This is a genomic window from Brucella pseudogrignonensis, from assembly GCF_031454375.1.
GTDB classification, from domain to species: domain Bacteria; phylum Pseudomonadota; class Alphaproteobacteria; order Rhizobiales; family Rhizobiaceae; genus Brucella; species Brucella pseudogrignonensis_A.
The window spans coordinates 20,250-37,504 of sequence record NZ_JAVDQT010000008.1 but is presented as its reverse complement, the minus strand read 5'-3'; the positions used below and the strand labels follow the sequence as shown (position 1 = coordinate 37,504).

Here is a 17,255-nt window from a genome sequence, read left to right as displayed (position 1 = left end):
AATGAGAGCAAAAATCCTAATTATGCTCTTATGTTAAACTGTTGGAGCCTCAGATGCTCTAAGCTCCGCCGTTGTTCCCATTCCCGCCGTTGCTTCCATTGTTACCTGTTCCTCCAGCACTGCCACCGGTGCCGCCATTATCGTCGCCACCAGGGCCGCTGGGGCCACCGTTGCCACCATTATTACCACTATTGCCATTGCCCCCGTTGCTGCCACCAGTGTCGCCGCCTCCGGAATCGTCGCCACCATTGTTGCCGCCATTACCATTGCTTCCGTTGGCTCCACCGGTGTCGCCGCCTCCGGAATCGTCCCCACCGTTGTTGCCGCTATTGCCATTGCTACCGTTGCTGCCACCAGTATCACTGCCTCCGGTGTCGGTCCCGCCGTTGTTGCCACCGTTACCATTGCTAGCGCCGGTGCCAGTATCGGTCCCGCTGTTGTTGCCACCATTGCCATTGCTTGCATCAGTGCCGGTATCTGTTCCACTGTTGTTGCCGCTATTGCCATTGCCCCCATTTGATGGCGGGACTGGAATGGTTGGGACTTTACAGCCATGACGCTTTAGCAGGGCCGTATTGGATTTGGTTCGCGGCTTTTTAACGAGTGTCGCACAATTTACGTGTGAGCCTTGCTCTGATCTCAGTTCGCGCAAGCCAGCTTCTGACATATCTGCTGAGAATGCAGAACTACCATAGAGGGTAGTAGTAACCAGCAAGATTATACTTGGAATTTTACGCATCTTTCCCCCATTGTTTCCGATGTCTAAATTAAACAATGGCTAATCATGCATGCAACTATATGTTGTGTCCAGTAATCAAGAATTACAGATTTTTATCATTTAGTGTTTCGCTGAAAAGCATAAAAGCGCTGATCTGACGAAATCAGACCAACGCTCTATCTGTTATGCGTGAACTATCCGAGCATTTTGAAGGATGCGTTACGCAGAGCCCGTGTTTTCAATGCCGTGTGGGATAGCTAAAAATGAGTTACTTCTTTTCAGAGAAAGCCTTGATCGCCTTTGCAACTTCAGAAGCCGCAGTTTCGGCAGTATCAAAGCCGTTGAGCTCTACAGTCTTGCGGCCTTCTGGAAGCTGCTTGTAGACGCGGAAGAAGGCTTCGAGACGCTGCTGCTCGATCTTTGGCAGGTCAGAAAGTTCTTTGATGTTGTCATAGGTTGGGTCGATTTTCGAGGTTGGTACAGCAACGATCTTGTCGTCCTGCTCGCCGCCATCGATCATCTTCAAAACGCCGATTGGACGAACCTTGATGATCGCACCCGGAACGATTGGCTCACGGGTGTAAACGAGCGCATCAAGCGGATCGCCATCGCCTGCGAGCGTGCTGGTGATCGAGCCATAATTGGCTGGGTAGACAACCGGCATCGACTGATAACGATCAACGATGATGTGGCCGGTCTTGTCGTTGATTTCGTATTTGGTGAAGCTGCCCTGTGGAATTTCAATGGCAGTGAAGAATTCTTTTCCGTCCTGCTCTTTCTGCGGATAGTCGAGATAAGAGACATATTCAGACGCAGATACAGCAGTGGCAGCAGTAAGAGCGAGCGTTGCAGCAAGCAGGAGCTTTTTCATAGCATGACCTTTAAGGCTTCGGTGAAATACGACCTGTTGCCTAAAGACATTGCATTACAGATATTTGACGGTTTTTTATCAGTTGGATGACACATAACGAAACTGCCGCAAATGGTTTCCCAATTGCGGCAGTAGAATGGAATCTAAACGAGCAGGATTATGCGTTGGCTTCCTCGACATGGGTCAATGCCTTATGCTGTTTGAAAGCTGCTGCTTTGACTGCAGCCTGTACCTTTTCAAAGGCACGGACTTCAATCTGGCGTACACGTTCGCGGCTGATACCAAACTCACCGGAAAGATCTTCCAGTGTCATCGGGTCTTCCGAGAGGCGGCGTGCTTCAAAGATACGGCGTTCGCGTTCATTGAGCGAATCCATCGCCTGTTCAAGCAGCGAGCGGCGGCTTTCTAGCTCATCCTGTTCAATCAGAACCTGTTCCTGACTGCTGCTATCGTCGACAAGCCAGTCCTGCCATTCGCCTGATTCACCTTCGGCTGCACGCAGTGGCGCATTCAGCGAAGCATCGCCGGACAGACGGCGGTTCATGGAAACCACTTCGTCTTCGCTGACCTTCAGCTTGGTCGCAATCTGCTTGACCTGATCAGGGTTGAGATCGCCATCATCAAGCGCCTGAATTTTGCTCTTCATCTTACGCAGATTGAAGAATAGGCGCTTTTGATTGGCAGTCGTACCCATCTTCACAAGGCTCCACGAACGCAGGATATACTCCTGGATCGAGGCCTTGATCCACCACATTGCATATGTGGCAAGGCGGAAGCCGCGCTCTGGTTCGAAGCGCTTGACCGCCTGCATCAGACCGACATTGCCTTCGGAAATAACTTCACCGATTGGCAAGCCGTAACCGCGATAGCCCATGGCGATCTTTGCCACGAGACGAAGATGGCTGGTCACCAGCTTATGTGCGGCTTTCGGATCGCTATGTTCATGATAACGCTTCGCCAGCATGTATTCTTCTTGCGGCTGAAGCATTGGAAAACGGCGGATTTCTTCCATATAACGGGTTAGGCCACCGTCACCGGATGTAATGCTTGGAAGACTAGTACGGGCCATTGAGCACCCTCCTTTATAGTTTCAGGTTCCCGTCTGGCAAACCTGTCGCGCTGGCTGCCTCCTGCACTTCCCTCGCGAACTTACATATATAGGCATGATTTTGGCGAAAACACGATCTCTAACCTCATGAAACAATGTGTCACTAGAATGTGAACACTTGTCATTCTTGAGAGGCCACAACCATTTTGGTTGAAGCCTTGTTTTGAGATTCCGTTTTCGCCGTCAAAGCATAATCTTTACAGACTTAATCGGGTGTTCTGAAACTGTGAGAACTTACAGCTTTATGTAGAGTGCTTACGGAAATTTTCCAGAAGCGTCTCCATATCTTCAGGCAGATCGGCCTCAAAGCGCATGATTTCATCGGTCGTTGGATGCGTGAATGCCAAAAGCCAAGCGTGCAGCGCTTGACGCTGGAAGCCGTTCACGGCGTTTTTCAATGGTTCTGGCAGCTTGTTGGCCTTGGTTTTGTAAGCGCCGCCATAATCCATGTCGCCGACAAGCGGATGACCGATATGGGCCATGTGAACGCGAATCTGATGCGTGCGACCTGTTTCAAGGCGACATTCCACCAGGGAAGCAAGTGATGTGGCATCTTCTTGCGGTGCGAATTTCTCGATTGTCGAATAATGCGTGATGGCGTGACGTGCGTCTTCGCGGTCTTCTTTGACAACGGCTTGCTTCGTACGGTCGCGATGCGAGCGTCCAAGATAGGCGTCGATATAACCTTGCGGACGTTCGGTCATGCCCCAAACAAGTGCCTTGTAGGCGCGTTCGAGATCGCCGGTGCGCCCATGATCGGCAAACTGGTCGCTGAGATGGCGATGGGAATGGTCGTTCTTGGCCACAACCATGACGCCGCTCGTGTCTTTATCCAGACGATGAACAATGCCCGGACGACGCACGCCGCCAATTCCCGACAAGCTATCGCCACAATGATAGATAAGAGCATTCACCAGCGTTCCCGTCCAGTTGCCGTTGCCCGGATGGACAACCAGGCCCGCGGGTTTGTTGATGACGATGAGATCATCGTCTTCATAGAGAATATCCAGTGGGATGTTCTCGCCTTGCGGGTCGGCAGGTTCAGGCTCTGGCAGCACGACGGTAATCTTCATGCCTTCGCGCAGCTTTTGCTTTGCGCCACTGGCAGGAACATCATCGATGGTCACATGACCATCAGCAATCAGGGACTGGACGCGACTGCGGGAGAGTTCCGGCCCCAATGCTGCGGCCAGCCACTGGTCTAATCTTTTGCCCGCAGCGTCTAGGTCGGCAATTAGTTCTTTCAATTGTCTCTTCCCTTCGTTATCACGCGCCCACGCGGGTGCATGAACCGGAGTCATTTAATGCAGGATCCACACTATCCGAAATATCAGAACCATCAGGATTCTGGATATCAGGACTATCAGCAGGGCTATTACCCGGACCAACAACAACCGGAACCCCCGCTTGATCCAGCGATGGAGAAAGTCCGTCGTAAGATGGTGCGGCTGCTTGCAGTTTCCATCGGTGTTATGTTGATTGGTCTTATGGCTGTGCTTGTCGCCGTTGTCTACAAGATCAATCGCGCACCGGATACTTCCGAGACAGAAGTTGCACGTTCAGACATTCCGGGACAGGTTGCAACGCCCATTAAGCCGGAACCGCCGAAGCTGATCGAATCGCAGATTGATCTGACACCGGGCACGCGTCTTTTATCGCAGAGCCTGTCTGGCGATCAGCTTTCGCTTGAAACGCTTCTGCCAGATGGCGGCACGGAACTCATCATTTATGATTACCGTGAATCGCGGATCCTTGGGCGTATCAAGCTCGGTAACGTCGAATAGTTTGGGATGCGGGCGGCAGATTTGCCGCCCTTTTCATTGCGTGCTACGCGTCTTATATTAGCAGGCACTGCTTGCGCCCATCGTCTAGCGGTTAGGACGGCGCCTCTCACGGCGCAAACAGGGGTTCGATTCCCCTTGGGCGTACCAATGATTTCAATGGTTGGTGGTTATGCGTTACAACTGAGGGGTATCGGTTTCATGCGTTATGTCCTTTAATTGCAAACCCATCGGCCTGTTGAGTCAGGGCAACATTTCACACGCTGCCCATCCCAATAATAATATTGGCAGCCATCATCAGGTGGAAAGTAAGCTTTGGCCGCTGTTAAGTTGACGTTGCTTAAGATGATGAGTGCAGATGCGATAAATAGTAATATGGGTTGTTGCGTCATGGCATTTTTTAAACGCATGTTAAAAAATATATACCTAGCGTTGCGCATCGATTAGAGCAATCAAGTACGTTTCCACCCTGTTGCATGCAGGCCATGTCGTGGTTCGTGTTTATTGCTGTCGAATCTTCGGCTTCTGCGTATTGAACATAAGAATTAGAGAATGATACCAATATGGCTGCCGATATAATAATTTTACGCATTTTAGTTTCCTTTAAATTATGAATTTCTTATTAAACCCTATATTTTCGGCCGCTTAACACAATTCCAACTTATGATGACCAAATTTTTGGTTGTGCTTCCTTCTGGATTCTGAGCCTTTCGGGTGTCATCAAAACGGTTTAGGTGTTTGTGAGTAAGTCGGGGGAGGGTGGAATGATCGCAGCTTATATCGGATCCGCTCTTTTCAGTGCTGGCGTTTATCTCATGTTGAGGCGCACGGCGCGCAAGAAACGTATTGTGATCGCGATAAGTATCTTCTTGGTGTTATGTGCGGCCTTTACTGTGTGGTTTATCAACACAGGTGGTTATTATGGGATCATGGGCACAAATGGCATTGATCCTGATTGGGCGCACAAATAGAGTGTTCGTGAAAACAGAGTTTTCATATTGTGTTGCTATCTCAATTCCATCGATAAAAATGTCCCATTAGGTGACGAATAGGTGTCCATGATGTCCCGCTTCACACGTGTACTTGCAGCACTTGCCGCAGCAACTGCGTTAATGACAGCTGAAGTTCAGGCCTGTACCCGAATTGTTTATCATGGAGAGCAGGGGCGTGTGCTTACTGGCCGGAATATGGATTTCAGGGATCCGATGGTCAGCAATTTCTGGGTATTTCCGCGTGGTATGAAGCGCAGTGGCGAAGCCGGCTCACGCTCAAAAGAATGGACGTCGAAGTATGGAAGCCTCGCAGTGTCAGGCTATGATATTTCTACAGTCGATGGCATGAATGAGGCTGGCCTCAATGCAAGCCTGCTGTGGTTGAACGCAACGCAATTCCCAAAAGATGATGATGCGACACCGCGCATGTCTCTGGCAATATGGGCGCAATTCTATCTGGATCAGTTCGCGACCGTTGCCGAGGCCGTAGAATATACACGTAACCAGCCGTTTGACGTGGTGAGCGGGGAAGTGCCTGGTCGTCCCGGCAGTCTCGCGCCGTTGCATCTGACGCTCTCGGATGCTTCCGGTGACAGCGCTGTGCTGGAGTGGATCGATGGAAAGCTTAAAATCCATCATGATCGTTCATATCAGGTGGTTACAAATGATCCGCCATTTGATTTCCAGCTTGCCAATCAGAAATATTGGAGCGCTCTCAACTTGTTGAACTTCCTTCCCGGAAGCGGGCGCTCAGAGGATCGGTTTGTGCGCGCAGGGTTCTATGTCAATGCCGTAACGCAAACTGAAGATCCAAGGATTGCCGCTTCTGCGGTTTTCAGTGTTATCCGCAATGCTTCGGTGCCTTATGGTGTCAGCCTGCCTGATGCGCCCAATCTTTCGACAACCCGCTGGCGTGTTGTTGCAGATCAGAAGAGTCTGACATTTCACGCAGAATCGGCAACATCGCCAAACGTCTTTTGGGTTGATCTGAAGAAGCTCGATTTTTCAGAGGGTGCCAAAGTACGAAAGCTCGATCTTGGTGTTGATATGAGCCGTGTGTTTGTCGGAGAAACGTCGGATCAATTCGTCGATGCCGATCCGTTTGCTTTTGAACCAGCTCCATAGGCTTTTACCTGCATGGGTTAATTAACGGCGGCGGCGTCGTATTTACGTCAGCCTCGCCAAGTTTCAGCTGCTTGTTCATTGCTTGATTGCATGTGGCCAAACAGTGCGAGGGGATTATTTTATGAACTACTCTGTCATTTTCAGTCTGGCTTTGGGTGTCTGCGCTTTGTCTCCCGTTGCAGCCTTCGCCCAGGCTGGTTTTGATTGCGCAAAAGCCTCTACCGATACCGAGAAGGCAATTTGCTCGAACAAAGATATTGCGGAGGCGGATCGGGCGATGTCGATAGCCTATAGCGCGCTTGTCGAGAGGGCTTCACCCGATTTGAAAGAAGCACTTCGCAATGATCAGGCTGGTTTTTTGAAGCAACGTTCAGAGGCTTTCGAAAGTCATTTATCCAATGCTGCAATGCGACTGGAAGGTCTGAGTTACCGGACTGAAGCGCGCGCAGAACTGTTAAACTGGGTTTCAGTTGCGGAGAGTTCCTCCCTTGAAGGAAACTGGCAGAATGCCTGGGGTAGTATCAAAGTCGAGAAAAAATCACCTGATAAACTTTCGGTTCAGGTTGATGTTTCGGATCAGGCTAATGGAAGCTGGATATGCAGCTTTGAAGGTGTGTTGAACCAGAAGAGTGCTGGTGAAGCGGAGTTTGAGAGCGAGAGCGGGCCGTTGATCCTGAAGCTCGACGGAGCCGCACTCAAAATCCCCACTCCTTTTTGCGATGAATCGACATCTGGCGGCTTTGGTTCAGCTGCCGGTACTTATTTCCGGGTGGGTGCTGAGTAGGCGCGGGCCTTGATTGTATAGCTTTAACAAAAGCTGTGGGCGATGCGGAGCGATCCAGTTGCAAAAATTTGCAACTGGATCGTCGTAAGTGCATAATCGGTGTATGAGTGAATCGCACAAGAAACCCGATTATGAGCAGGAACTGCGAAATGCTGGCGTGCGTATTACGCGGCCTCGTCGTATCATCCTGAACATTCTGACCGAGACCGAAGATCATCCAGATGCATTGGAAATCTTCAGGCGTGCGGTGTTAATTGACAGCAGTATTTCGCTGTCGACAGTCTATCGCACGATGAAGCTGCTTGAAGAGCTGGGTGCCATTCATCGCCATGCATTTGCCGGTGGACCGTCGCGCTTTGAGCAAGCAAGTGGCGCACATCATGACCATATCATTGATATGGACTCAGGTGATGTGGTCGAATTTCGCTCTGACAAGATCGAAAAACTTCAGGAAGAGATCGCACGCGAACTCGGTTACGAGATTGTTCATCACCGTCTTGAACTTTATTGTAAAAAAATCAAACCTTGACGGAACCAAATACGTTCAGAGGTGTTTTGTGATATGAAGGTCGCAACCCGCCCCGCAGCGGCCTTCAAAGTTCATTCCAACCTCCCCGTATGGAGTGGACAGCGAGAATGCCGCGCAATCACCCCCCGTTTTTGCTGCTGGCGTTCCGCATTATTAAAAAAGCCGTTATGGTTTAAATCCATGACGGCTTTTTGCGGTATAGGGGAGAATGCCCATTTTTCGATGCGATTGGGTCAGGAATCAAATTGTTCTGCTGGCACAATCAGAGAATAGACGGCGCCTGAGCCGTCAACGCGATATTCCGCGTGGCCACCGACTGCGGACGGAACGATTCGTTGCAACACTGCGCTGCCAAAGCGCGGGTCATGCTTCACTTCTGGCATCGATGGATTGGTTTCATTCCAATGGAAGACCAACTCATCATCGCCATTATCGTTTTTCTGGATTTTTGCAGAGACGATGACGCGACCGTATGGAATAGACAGTCCACCAAATGATGTTGCATTTATGATGAGCTCGTGCAGAGCCAGCCCGACATGCAATGCTGCCCCGGGGAAGAGATAGGGATTGTCGCCTTCAATCGTCAGGCGTTCATCCTGCATGTCGATATATTTCTCGATTTGCGAATGCACGAGATCAAGAAATAGCGCGCCATGCCAGTTTGAATCGGTAACCAGGTCCTGAGAATAAGAAAGCGACTGGATACGTCCGCGGAATTTCAACAGAAAATCATCTACGGAATCTGTGAAACGTGCAGTTTGTGTTGCAATGCTCTGTACGATAGCGAGCAGATTTTTTGAGCGGTGGCTAACCTCCCGCAGCAATGTTTTAAGCACCTGTTCACGGCGCTTGAGTTCACTGATTTCAAGGGCAGTCGTCACAAGTCCGATGATCGTACCATCATAGTCGCGATCGCAATCAATGTGAAACTCTATCCAGCGGAGCTTATCGCCATCATTGATAGCGAGTTCAACGTTCTGCGCTGTTCCTGTTTCAAGCGCTGTACGTTTCGCATGTTCGAGTCGTGACATTGAAGTGGAAAAAATAAAATCGCAGTCCTGACCTCCGGCTTTCCATTTTTCCTGCCAGTAAGCGGGGATATTTTCTCCCCAAGCATAGATAAGATCAGGTGTCTGATAAAGAACGCAAACATTACTGTTTCGCACCGCGCGCAACAAAGAACGCAAACGTGAGGCATCTGGCTCTGTTTCAGTGAGGTATGAGTTGGACGCTGTCATGAATGCCTCAACTGCAGTTCGGTATGGATTGAAGTAGGCCGCTTGGTACTGAAAGAGCTATTATAAAATCGTTTCTTTTTAAGCGAATTGATCGTGTCGCTGGCGGATAATATAAACCGGCGCAATCTTTTTAGCGGATTACCGAACGAGAGATTATTCCCTCGTTCGGTAGTCAGTGATGTTTTTTCTATGCCTTGCGCAGAACAGATGCAATCAGCGAGATCACCAGAAGCGCAAGGAACACGAAGAACAGAATCTGCGCTATGCCAGCCGATGCACCTGCAATTCCACCAAAGCCTAGTGCGCCTGCAACCAAAGCGACCACCAGAAAAACGAGAGCATAATACAGCATTTTTAATCTCCTCTTTTACTATTGAAAGAGAAACGGCTGATCTATGCTTTTGGTTCCGTAGAATAGACAAGTTTCGTGTCCAGACAGCGAAAATATCAAGCTTTTTCAAGCAGATATTATTTAAAAGACAAAAGCCTCCGGGAACATAAATCCCCGAAGGTTGGTGGCTTAAAGCTTGTATATATTTTTCCTAAGCTGCAACCTGAGCGGCTTCCTCAAAGAATAGTGCCTGACTGATCAGTGCTTTGACCATGTCCGGATTGAATGGCTTTGTGACAAGGAAGGTTGGTTCCGGGCGTTCACCTGTAAGAAGCCGCTCTGGAAAAGCGGTAATGAAAATCACAGGGATAGTTTGATCCTGCAAAATCTCATTGACTGCATCTATGCCAGAGCTACCATCGGCGAGCTGAATATCCGCGAGGACCATACGTGGCTTCGCAGAATTATAGAGTGCCAGTGCTTCATCTTTTGTGCGTGCGATGCCAACAACTTGATGGCCCAGACTTTCGACCATTTGCTCGATGTCCATAGCAATCAATGGCTCATCTTCGATAATCATGATGCGGGTAGCAACCTGCTTTGAGATTTCCGTTGATGCAGATACCAGGACTTTTCCGAATTCAACTTCGCTGAGTTCGAGAATTTCAGCGGCTTCGCGATCACTAAAACCTTCAACGGCGACAAGCAAAAAGGCCTGTCTCGGAATTGGTGCAATATGCGCCAGATTGCGTGCCGCCTGTTTCTCCCATGCAAACTCTGTCGATGGTTCTGGCACCTGAACCGAAGCGGTTTTAAAGAGTTTGCAGAAAAGCCTGTAGAGGGCAATCCGGTCAGCTGATGCTGGTGGGAAAATACTTATATCTGCGATCAAGGCTTCCAATGTCGCAGCCACATAAGCATCTCCTGATGCTTGCGAGCCGGTCAGTGCGCGTGAGAAACGGCGAAGATAGGGAAGGTGCGGCGCAATTCGCGTCGATAACGTCATGGTTTTTGGACTCCTCATTGCCGCAAATTTTTCTCTTCAAGCTTTCAATCGACTTTTTAGAAGGCGTTGAAAATCTTATAGAGCGCAGCATTATCCTACCCAAAACGTCAGTGAATGGAAAAAGTTCCAACGGCATGTCGTAATTCTGGGAACTTTTTGAGTTTGGATGCATTCTATCTGACAAGCAGGGCTTGGTTTTGTTGAAATGGCGAATGCCTGGAATGATTAAGAGATGACAGAGAAGAAAAACCTTCATGCGAACGGGGCCGGAATACGGCTTGGCGGGCGCGTCCGGAAGGACATTTTAGGGCCGAATTGCGAGGTCGGCCTTAAACTAAAAGCGCTTTATAGCTCGATACAGGACGAGAGCATTCCAGATCGTTTTCTCGATCTGTTGGAAAAACTCGATCAGGCCGAACAGGAGAGTACGCGTGAGCACAGCACTGGTTCCGTCGGCTGAAGATTTGGCGCAGTTCAAGCGTGAGCTTTTGGCGTCATTGCCGAGCCTGCGTGCGTTCGCGGTTTCGTTGATTGGTCAACCTGACCGCGCAGATGATCTCGTACAGGATACGATTATGAAAGCGTGGGCCAAGCAGGATTCCTTTGAATTAGGAACCAATATCAAGGCTTGGCTTTTTACGATCCTTCGTAATGAATTTTATACGCAGATGCGTAAACGTGGCCGTGAGGTGCAGGATACTGATGGCGTGTTCAGTGAGCAGCTGGCCGTTCATCCATCGCAATACGGTACACTTGATTTGCAGGACTTTAAGGCTGCGCTGGAGCAATTGCCGGATGATCAGCGTGAAGCGATTATCCTCATTGGCGCGTCGGGCTTTGCTTATGAAGAAGCTGCCGAGATCTGCGGATGTGCGGTTGGTACGATTAAAAGTCGTGTCAGTCGTGCGCGCACCCGTTTGCAGGAAATTTTGCAGATAGAAGGTGACGCAGATTACGGGCCAGACGCCAATTCATCTCGCGCAACGCTACGAAGCTTCGCTTGACGTTGTCTTTTGCGGCTTGATGTCTGGTACTTGAATATTTCTTTAGATTAATATCTCCTTGTCAAATTAGCATTGGAAGCAATGATGCTTCCAATGCTGTTTTGCTAGGGATAATTACTATGTGGCATGGCCATTTGTTTGAGTATTTATACAGCGTTCAGGCGTAATGTTTTTGTTGTGGGATTGCCGTTGTTATCAATGCTGTTGAAACGCTTATATAAATCTTCGATGCGTCCGATCGCTTTTATCGTGTCGCTCAGTCTGGTCTTGTTGTCTGCATTAATAACGCTGTTTCTTTCGAATGGAGTGAATAAGCAAGTTATTGATATTTCTAAAAATTTTGAGCTCCGCGAACAAGTAAACACGATCACGCGTATTGCATATAATATTGAAATGAGCCGTCGTGGCTTTCTGCTAACGCTCGATAAAGAATATATCGACCGTTATGAACAGGCGATCATCGATATTGATGAGACATTGTCTAACCTCGCTCTGATGACACAAGATAATCCGCAACAACATGAGCGGGTTATAGAGATTAAATCGTTGGTCGAACGGGGTCAGAAGGATATTCGTGAAACGATAAACCTAGCCCGAGCAGGACAAATTAGCGAGGCAACAGCTCAGCTACGTGGAAACGCGGGCAAGGTTTTGCGGGAGCAACTTGCGACAACCGTAGCGCAGTTTGTTGCGACCGAAGGTGCCGAGCTTGAACAGCGTAACGCCTATATCGATCATATGCGTTTTATGCTGACCGTGACTTCTATTGTGGCGCTTGCCTCGGCGGCGATGTTAACTCTCTTGCTTTTGTCGAGTGTTCAACGTGCAGCGCGCGCGCTCTTTGAAGGTCAGTCGCTGTTGCTGACAGAGAATCAGCTTCTTGAGCAGCGTGTCCAAGAGCGCACAGCCGAACTGGAAAAGGAACGGGCTATTGCCGAGAAGGAGCGCAATCGCGTCGAGGTGCTTTTACAAGATTCCAATCACCGGATAGGCAATTCATTGGCAACGGTATCGTCTTTGCTTGGGTTGCAATTGCGACAAACCCGCAGTGAAGAAGCGCGTGCAGCACTTATTGCGGCTCGTGACCGGGTGCAAACCGTTTCTACCGCTCATCGAAGGCTTCGTCTGGGTGAGGATATGGAATCGACCCGTATTGATGAGTTTTTAGAGACCGTCATCGAAGATATTCAGGAAGGAATTAGTGAGGATCGTAAGATCACTTTCAAAACTGATTTTGCGCCATATGATTTTAAATCCCGTGACGTCACGACCATCGGTATTATTTTGGGTGAACTCATCACCAACGCGGTCAAACATGCCTTTGTCGGTCGCGAGGGGGGAGAGATTTGTGTCAGCTTGAAAAATGATGAAGAAGCCGGATCACTGGCGCTGGTTGTGGAAGATAACGGTATTGGCTGGAAGAGCAGTGATGTTGATGGGGAGCGAGAGCAGAATGGTCTTGGCACTTTGGTTGTTGAACAGCTCTGTGTGCAGTTTGGCGACAAGCCCATCTATATGAAATCGTTAAATGGTACTGGCACGCGCGTCATTATTCGGTTGGCGTCACTAACGAATTTAGACCCTCATCAAGAAAACGGCCCCGGTGAGAGTTCACAGGAGCCGACGTAATAAGATTTATTAAACTGATATCTTATCGTTTTTTCTTATCAGAAAGCAGGCTAATCAGTGCGATGCCAGCCAAAGGCAACGCTACGGCAAGAATGGGTCGCTTTAAGATAGAAGGAACGGTTGCGATTGCCGCCGTTGCCATGAGTGCCGATTTATCGGCTGCAATACGCTCTTTGCGTTTTTTTTCTTCAGCGGCTGCTTGGATCTTCAACACTGCAAGAATGAGCAACGCCACAATCAGCGCTAATCCTGAAAGAATGAGTGCTGCAACAGGGCCGCTATAGTTTTCACTCAGGGCGAGGAAAGCTGCGACACAAAGAAACACGATCGCTATTAGCCCGAATATGGCTACTGCTATCGCAAAAATTGCAGCACGTTTTGCGCGTCCGGTGAGGAGTTTTAACTCATCACCTGCAAGCGTTGCCACGACTGGGGCCAAAAGTTTTAGCATGGCAGGAATCAGCGGCGCGAAAGAAGGGCGAGCAAATAGCCTACGCCGACTGCGGTAGCCAAAGAAGCAATTGGTCGAGCACGAATTGTCTCAGTTAATTGTGCTTCGACGTCCTGTGCCTTGTTCTTGAGATCATCGACGACGTCTTCACCCTGAACATAAGCGCTTCTATATGTATCTTTGGCGGTACGCTTTGCATCTCGCACGGTTTGCGAGCCAAGATTTGTGAGCGTCGCAGCGATGGCAGCAATATCTTCCTTAAGCTGCTCGACCTGAGCTTGAAGATCTTCGGTCGTCGAATCTGTCAACGCTTCTTCGATCTCTTTGCCGATCTTTGCCGTATTGCTTGCTGCGCGCGCCATATCTGGTCTCCTGTACGTTCAGTGGTTCGCAACCTGTGTTGCTTGACTTTGATAACGTTGTTTAGGCCTAATGGTTGCATGGCGAACACCAATTCAGCAACTCAATCCGTTGCTGATTGTATGTCATGGTAAACGTCTGTCGGATTATTTGTCGTGAAGCGGTTTAATTTTAAGCGAGTAAAAAATAAGCAGCGCCGACAATTGCTATTAGGGCCAGACCGTAATGCGATGGTTTTAATGCACGTGCACGAATAGGCAGTGGATCATCATTGCCTGCCATGGCGGTGCGAGCGGCATTTTCGAGCGCCTGGATGTCCTTAAACATCATGAGCATATCCTCCCAATTTCCAAGCGGCCCTTCCGTAAGGCTTTGCTACGTCAGGTTCGCTATCCACATTATCACGCCTGATTTGAAGGTTTTATGCAATAGGCTCGGGGCCTATTCGTTTTACAGAATTGGTGTGAACGGATAACCGTTTAGGGTTGATCCAAATGGGGGAGCAAATATGGACTATGTGGCTGGGTTAGTCGTTCCATTCTCCGCTACGCATATTGAAATGAAGAGCTGATCGGCTGTGTCGCGCTGTTTAAGAAGACAGACAGGAGCGCAGCCGCCGCGTGCTTTGCTGTTTTCACCAAATTGGTGAGTCGCGAGCAAGGACTATATCAGCGCGTATAAGTTGCATTATTTGCCCATAATGATCAGGAAAATGCTTTTAATTTCAAAACATGACTTGCAACATCAGGTTAATGAGAGTTAAGAAAAGCCCTTAAGCGGCGTGGCAGTTTGCACGGTCGATCTGTTGTGCGCGCACGGAAGAGAAAAATCAAAAGGCGATCACAATGACTGGTTTCTGGCGAAAAGGCTTCATGGCTACGGTGATGGGCATGGGGTTACTGGCATTTGCAGGTTCTGCACTTGCACAGGAGGCGCAGGAGCCTGCTACCAATAATCCGGCAGTATCCAGTCCCGCACCAGCGGCGGCGCCGGTTGCGCCTGCTGCGCAGCAACCTGCTGTAGCGCCAGCTGCCGAGCAGCCAGTTGTAGCGCCAGCCACTACGCCTGTCACTGCACCAGCTAATGAGCCTGTGGTTGCCGGTGAAGCAAAGCCTGCTTTTGTATTGCCGCATGACCTTTCGCCTTGGGGCATGTTCATGGCTGCCGATTGGGTGGTCAAGAGCGTGATGATTGGCCTTGCCGTTGCATCACTTTTAACCTGGACGATCTGGATCGCGAAATCACTTGAACTCGCTGGCGCAAGAAGCCGCGCCAAGCGTGCGCTGAAAGTTATTGGCCATTCTGCGACGCTTGCTGAAGCGGTTCGTTCGCTTGACGGTGTGAAAGGTCCGGCTTCAATTCTTGTGCGTGCCGCAGAAGATGAAGTTCGTTTGTCTGGTCCTGCACTTTCCCGCGCTGGTGGCGATGGCCTTAAAGAACGCGTGTCCTCGCGTCTGTCGCGCATCGAAGCAAAAGCTGGACGCCGCCTTTCAAAAGGCACCGGCATTCTGGCAACCATCGGTTCTGTTGCACCGTTCGTTGGTCTGTTCGGCACCGTTTGGGGTATTATGAACTCCTTTATCGGCATCAGTCAGGCGCAGACGACCAACCTTGCAGTTGTTGCTCCCGGTATTGCTGAAGCGCTGCTCGCAACGGCTATCGGTCTTGTCGCAGCTATTCCGGCTGTTGTTATCTATAACGTCTTTGCACGCTCGATTACTGGCTATCGTTCATTGCTTGCAGATGCTGGCGCTGGTGTTGAGCGCCTTGTGAGCCGTGATTTCGACTTCAGAACCGCTGGTGTGTCTGAAGGCAAGCTGCACGCTGCGGAGTAAGCAAAATGGCTGGCAAAATTCGCGAAGGCGGTGGTGACGATCTGGAGCTTAATCACGAAATCAATGTGACGCCATTTATTGACGTTATGCTGGTTCTGTTGATCATCTTCATGGTTGCTGCCCCACTGGCAACGGTTGATATCAATGTTGATCTTCCTGCTTCAACTGCCACGCCTGCACCTCGTCCCGACAAGCCGATCTATGTCACACTTAAAGACGACCTTACCGTTAGTGTTGGTAATGATACCGTTGTGCGTGAAGCTCTTGGTCCGAAGCTTGATGGTGTATCTGAAAACAACAAGGAAGCACGCGTCTTTCTTCGCGCCGATAAAACCGTCGGTTATGGCGAACTGATGCGCGTGATGAATTTGTTGCGGGAAGCTGGATATCTCAAGATAGCGCTGGTTGGCCTTGAAACTGTGGGTGCTGCACCTGCTGCCGATGGATCAGCCGGATCAGCGCCGGTTGCTGCGCCAACACCTTCATCAACAGCCCTACCTGTTGAGCAGGGGGTTCAGTAATGAACAGATTGCCGCCCGAACATCCGCCTATTAAAAATGTGGCATCAACTGATAGCCATCATCATTCCTTCTGGCATGATGCAGGGCGTTGGCTTGGTGCGGGGATTATTGTTTTAAGCGTGCACGCTGCTGGTGCGTATGCTGTGAGCATGAACCAGGATGAAGACCAACCGGATGGTGCTGAGGTAGCTGCCATGGTGGTGGAGTTTGCTCCTGAACCAGAAGCACCGATGGAAGAGGCTGTTTCCGAGGCTCCGCAGCAGGAAGCAGCCGTTGAACCTATTGAAGAAGAGCAACCGGAACCTGTTATCGAGGAAATTAAGGAACCGGAGCCAGAGCCGGAGCCTGAACCAGTTGAAGAACCGGAAGAGGTCATCCCAGATATCGTTGAGGCTCCAAAGCCGGAAGTGGCCGTGCCTGCTCCCGTTAAAAAGCCTGAGCCAAAGGTCGAGAAGCCAAAAGTTGAAAAACCAAAGGTTGAAAAGCCAAAGCCGGTAAAAAAGGTTGAAAAGCCGAAGCCGAAAAAGGCTGAAAAGGCTGTAGAAACCCGTACGGCAAGCGCTCCACGTATGGACGTTGATTCGGGGTCCAGAGCAGTTGCAAGCCGTCGGGGTGAGAACAATGCATCCGCCGGTGTAAGCTCGAATAAGTGGCAGTCGAAGTTGCAAGCCCATATGCAGCGCCGAACACGTTCATTGCAGCGTCAGGCAGGAAGAGGCGTTAAGGGTACAGCACAGGTTTCATTTGTCGTCGATCCGTCGGGCAACATTCTGTCTGTTAGTCTGGCACGGTCATCGGGTAATCCGCTTGTTGATCAATTGGCTGTTCAGGCTACGCGCAATTCGTCACCTGTGCCAGCACCGCCAGCAGCAATTGCCAAACCACGGATGCCGATCACGGTGCCAATTCAGTTTAAGTAAGTTCTACAAAGCAATGTTAATAAAGCTGGCCTGTGAAAACGGGCCAGCTTTT

The 17,255-nt window shown here is 49.9% G+C and carries 21 protein-coding genes and 1 tRNA gene; 12 read left to right on the top strand and 10 right to left on the bottom strand.

Annotated elements, in window-relative coordinates; all coding sequences use genetic code 11:
- Positions 1-58: 58 nt before the first annotated feature.
- The 4 genes from J2782_RS18380 to J2782_RS18365 all read right to left on the bottom strand — a co-directional run bounded on the left by J2782_RS18380 (position 59) and on the right by J2782_RS18365 (position 3,998).
- Positions 59-739: a hypothetical protein gene (locus J2782_RS18380; protein ID WP_310015238.1), complete on the bottom strand. Its 681-nt coding sequence runs from the start codon at positions 737-739 to the stop codon at positions 59-61.
- 247 nt (positions 740-986) lie between these two features.
- Positions 987-1,589: an inorganic diphosphatase gene (locus tag J2782_RS18375; protein ID WP_250041079.1), complete on the bottom strand. Its 603-nt coding sequence runs from the start codon at positions 1,587-1,589 to the stop codon at positions 987-989.
- 157 nt (positions 1,590-1,746) lie between these two features.
- Positions 1,747-2,658, bottom strand: coding sequence for an RNA polymerase sigma factor RpoH (rpoH, locus tag J2782_RS18370; RefSeq protein ID WP_310015233.1), 912 nt, complete (start codon positions 2,656-2,658; stop codon positions 1,747-1,749).
- A 281-nt stretch (positions 2,659-2,939) separates the two neighbouring features.
- Entirely contained in the window at positions 2,940-3,998 is a 1,059-nt protein-coding gene (locus tag J2782_RS18365; protein ID WP_250041077.1) for an RluA family pseudouridine synthase, read from the bottom strand.
- Between the two features lie 3 nt (positions 3,999-4,001).
- On the opposite strand from J2782_RS18365, the gene J2782_RS18360 reads away from it, so the two are divergent.
- The 6 genes from J2782_RS18360 (at position 4,002) to J2782_RS18335 (ending at position 7,908) form a co-directional block, all read left to right on the top strand.
- Positions 4,002-4,481, top strand: coding sequence for a hypothetical protein (locus J2782_RS18360; RefSeq protein WP_250041076.1), 480 nt, complete (start codon positions 4,002-4,004; stop codon positions 4,479-4,481).
- A gap of 73 nt (positions 4,482-4,554) precedes the next feature.
- Positions 4,555-4,628 (top strand) — tRNA-OTHER (locus J2782_RS18355).
- A 614-nt stretch (positions 4,629-5,242) separates the two neighbouring features.
- The gene (locus J2782_RS18350) at positions 5,243-5,449 is read left to right on the top strand and encodes a hypothetical protein (protein ID WP_310015230.1); all 207 of its coding nucleotides are present in this window, start codon (positions 5,243-5,245) and stop codon (positions 5,447-5,449) included.
- A gap of 87 nt (positions 5,450-5,536) precedes the next feature.
- Positions 5,537-6,595: a linear amide C-N hydrolase gene (locus tag J2782_RS18345; protein ID WP_310015476.1), complete on the top strand. Its 1,059-nt coding sequence runs from the start codon at positions 5,537-5,539 to the stop codon at positions 6,593-6,595.
- Positions 6,596-6,716: 121 nt separating this feature from the next.
- A complete protein-coding gene (locus J2782_RS18340; RefSeq protein ID WP_310015229.1) occupies positions 6,717-7,379 on the top strand; it encodes a lysozyme inhibitor LprI family protein in 663 nt (220 codons plus the stop codon).
- Positions 7,380-7,482: 103 nt separating this feature from the next.
- Positions 7,483-7,908 carry a Fur family transcriptional regulator gene (locus J2782_RS18335; RefSeq protein WP_310015228.1) on the top strand — a complete coding sequence of 142 codons (426 nt, stop codon included), beginning with the start codon at positions 7,483-7,485 and terminating at the stop codon, positions 7,906-7,908.
- 233 nt (positions 7,909-8,141) lie between these two features.
- Here J2782_RS18335 and J2782_RS18330 read toward each other — a convergent pair whose 3' ends face one another.
- The 3 genes from J2782_RS18330 to J2782_RS18320 all read right to left on the bottom strand — a co-directional run bounded on the left by J2782_RS18330 (position 8,142) and on the right by J2782_RS18320 (position 10,483).
- Positions 8,142-9,146 carry a sensor histidine kinase gene (locus J2782_RS18330; RefSeq protein ID WP_310015226.1) on the bottom strand — a complete coding sequence of 335 codons (1,005 nt, stop codon included), beginning with the start codon at positions 9,144-9,146 and terminating at the stop codon, positions 8,142-8,144.
- 187 nt (positions 9,147-9,333) lie between these two features.
- On the bottom strand, positions 9,334-9,498 hold the full coding sequence (locus J2782_RS18325; protein ID WP_310015223.1) for a DUF1328 domain-containing protein: 165 nt from the start codon (positions 9,496-9,498) through the stop codon (positions 9,334-9,336).
- A 190-nt stretch (positions 9,499-9,688) separates the two neighbouring features.
- A complete protein-coding gene (locus tag J2782_RS18320; RefSeq protein WP_310015221.1) occupies positions 9,689-10,483 on the bottom strand; it encodes a response regulator in 795 nt (264 codons plus the stop codon).
- A gap of 232 nt (positions 10,484-10,715) precedes the next feature.
- Here J2782_RS18320 and J2782_RS18315 point away from each other — a divergent pair, with 232 nt between their 5' ends.
- The 3 genes from J2782_RS18315 (at position 10,716) to J2782_RS18305 (ending at position 13,116) form a co-directional block, all read left to right on the top strand.
- Positions 10,716-10,943, top strand: coding sequence for a NepR family anti-sigma factor (locus J2782_RS18315; protein WP_310015220.1), 228 nt, complete (start codon positions 10,716-10,718; stop codon positions 10,941-10,943).
- On the top strand, positions 10,915-11,487 hold the full coding sequence (locus J2782_RS18310; protein WP_310015218.1) for an RNA polymerase sigma factor: 573 nt from the start codon (positions 10,915-10,917) through the stop codon (positions 11,485-11,487). The genes J2782_RS18315 and J2782_RS18310 overlap by 29 nt, the downstream gene beginning before the upstream one ends.
- A 198-nt stretch (positions 11,488-11,685) precedes the next feature.
- Positions 11,686-13,116, top strand: coding sequence for a sensor histidine kinase (locus J2782_RS18305; RefSeq protein ID WP_404989677.1), 1,431 nt, complete (start codon positions 11,686-11,688; stop codon positions 13,114-13,116).
- A 22-nt stretch (positions 13,117-13,138) separates the two neighbouring features.
- On the opposite strand, the gene J2782_RS18300 is transcribed toward J2782_RS18305, so the two are convergent.
- The 3 genes from J2782_RS18300 to J2782_RS18290 all read right to left on the bottom strand — a co-directional run bounded on the left by J2782_RS18300 (position 13,139) and on the right by J2782_RS18290 (position 14,257).
- Positions 13,139-13,567 carry a hypothetical protein gene (locus J2782_RS18300; RefSeq protein WP_310015215.1) on the bottom strand — a complete coding sequence of 143 codons (429 nt, stop codon included), beginning with the start codon at positions 13,565-13,567 and terminating at the stop codon, positions 13,139-13,141.
- Positions 13,568-13,575: 8 nt separating this feature from the next.
- On the bottom strand, positions 13,576-13,929 hold the full coding sequence (locus J2782_RS18295) for a DNA gyrase subunit B (RefSeq protein ID WP_310015213.1): 354 nt from the start codon (positions 13,927-13,929) through the stop codon (positions 13,576-13,578).
- 169 nt (positions 13,930-14,098) lie between these two features.
- Positions 14,099-14,257, bottom strand: coding sequence for a hypothetical protein (locus J2782_RS18290; RefSeq protein ID WP_310015210.1), 159 nt, complete (start codon positions 14,255-14,257; stop codon positions 14,099-14,101).
- A gap of 515 nt (positions 14,258-14,772) precedes the next feature.
- Between J2782_RS18290 and exbB the strand changes: the two genes are divergently transcribed.
- From exbB to J2782_RS18275, 3 genes are read left to right on the top strand one after another with little or no spacing between them, the layout of a single operon-like run.
- Entirely contained in the window at positions 14,773-15,762 is a 990-nt protein-coding gene (gene exbB / locus J2782_RS18285; RefSeq protein ID WP_310015208.1) for a tonB-system energizer ExbB, read from the top strand.
- Between the two features lie 5 nt (positions 15,763-15,767).
- Complete coding sequence (gene exbD / locus J2782_RS18280; RefSeq protein ID WP_310015206.1) at positions 15,768-16,283, top strand: TonB system transport protein ExbD; 516 nt, start codon at positions 15,768-15,770, stop codon at positions 16,281-16,283.
- Complete coding sequence (locus tag J2782_RS18275) at positions 16,283-17,203, top strand: energy transducer TonB family protein (protein WP_310015204.1); 921 nt, start codon at positions 16,283-16,285, stop codon at positions 17,201-17,203. The genes exbD and J2782_RS18275 overlap by 1 nt, the downstream gene beginning before the upstream one ends.
- Positions 17,204-17,255 lie beyond the last annotated feature (52 nt).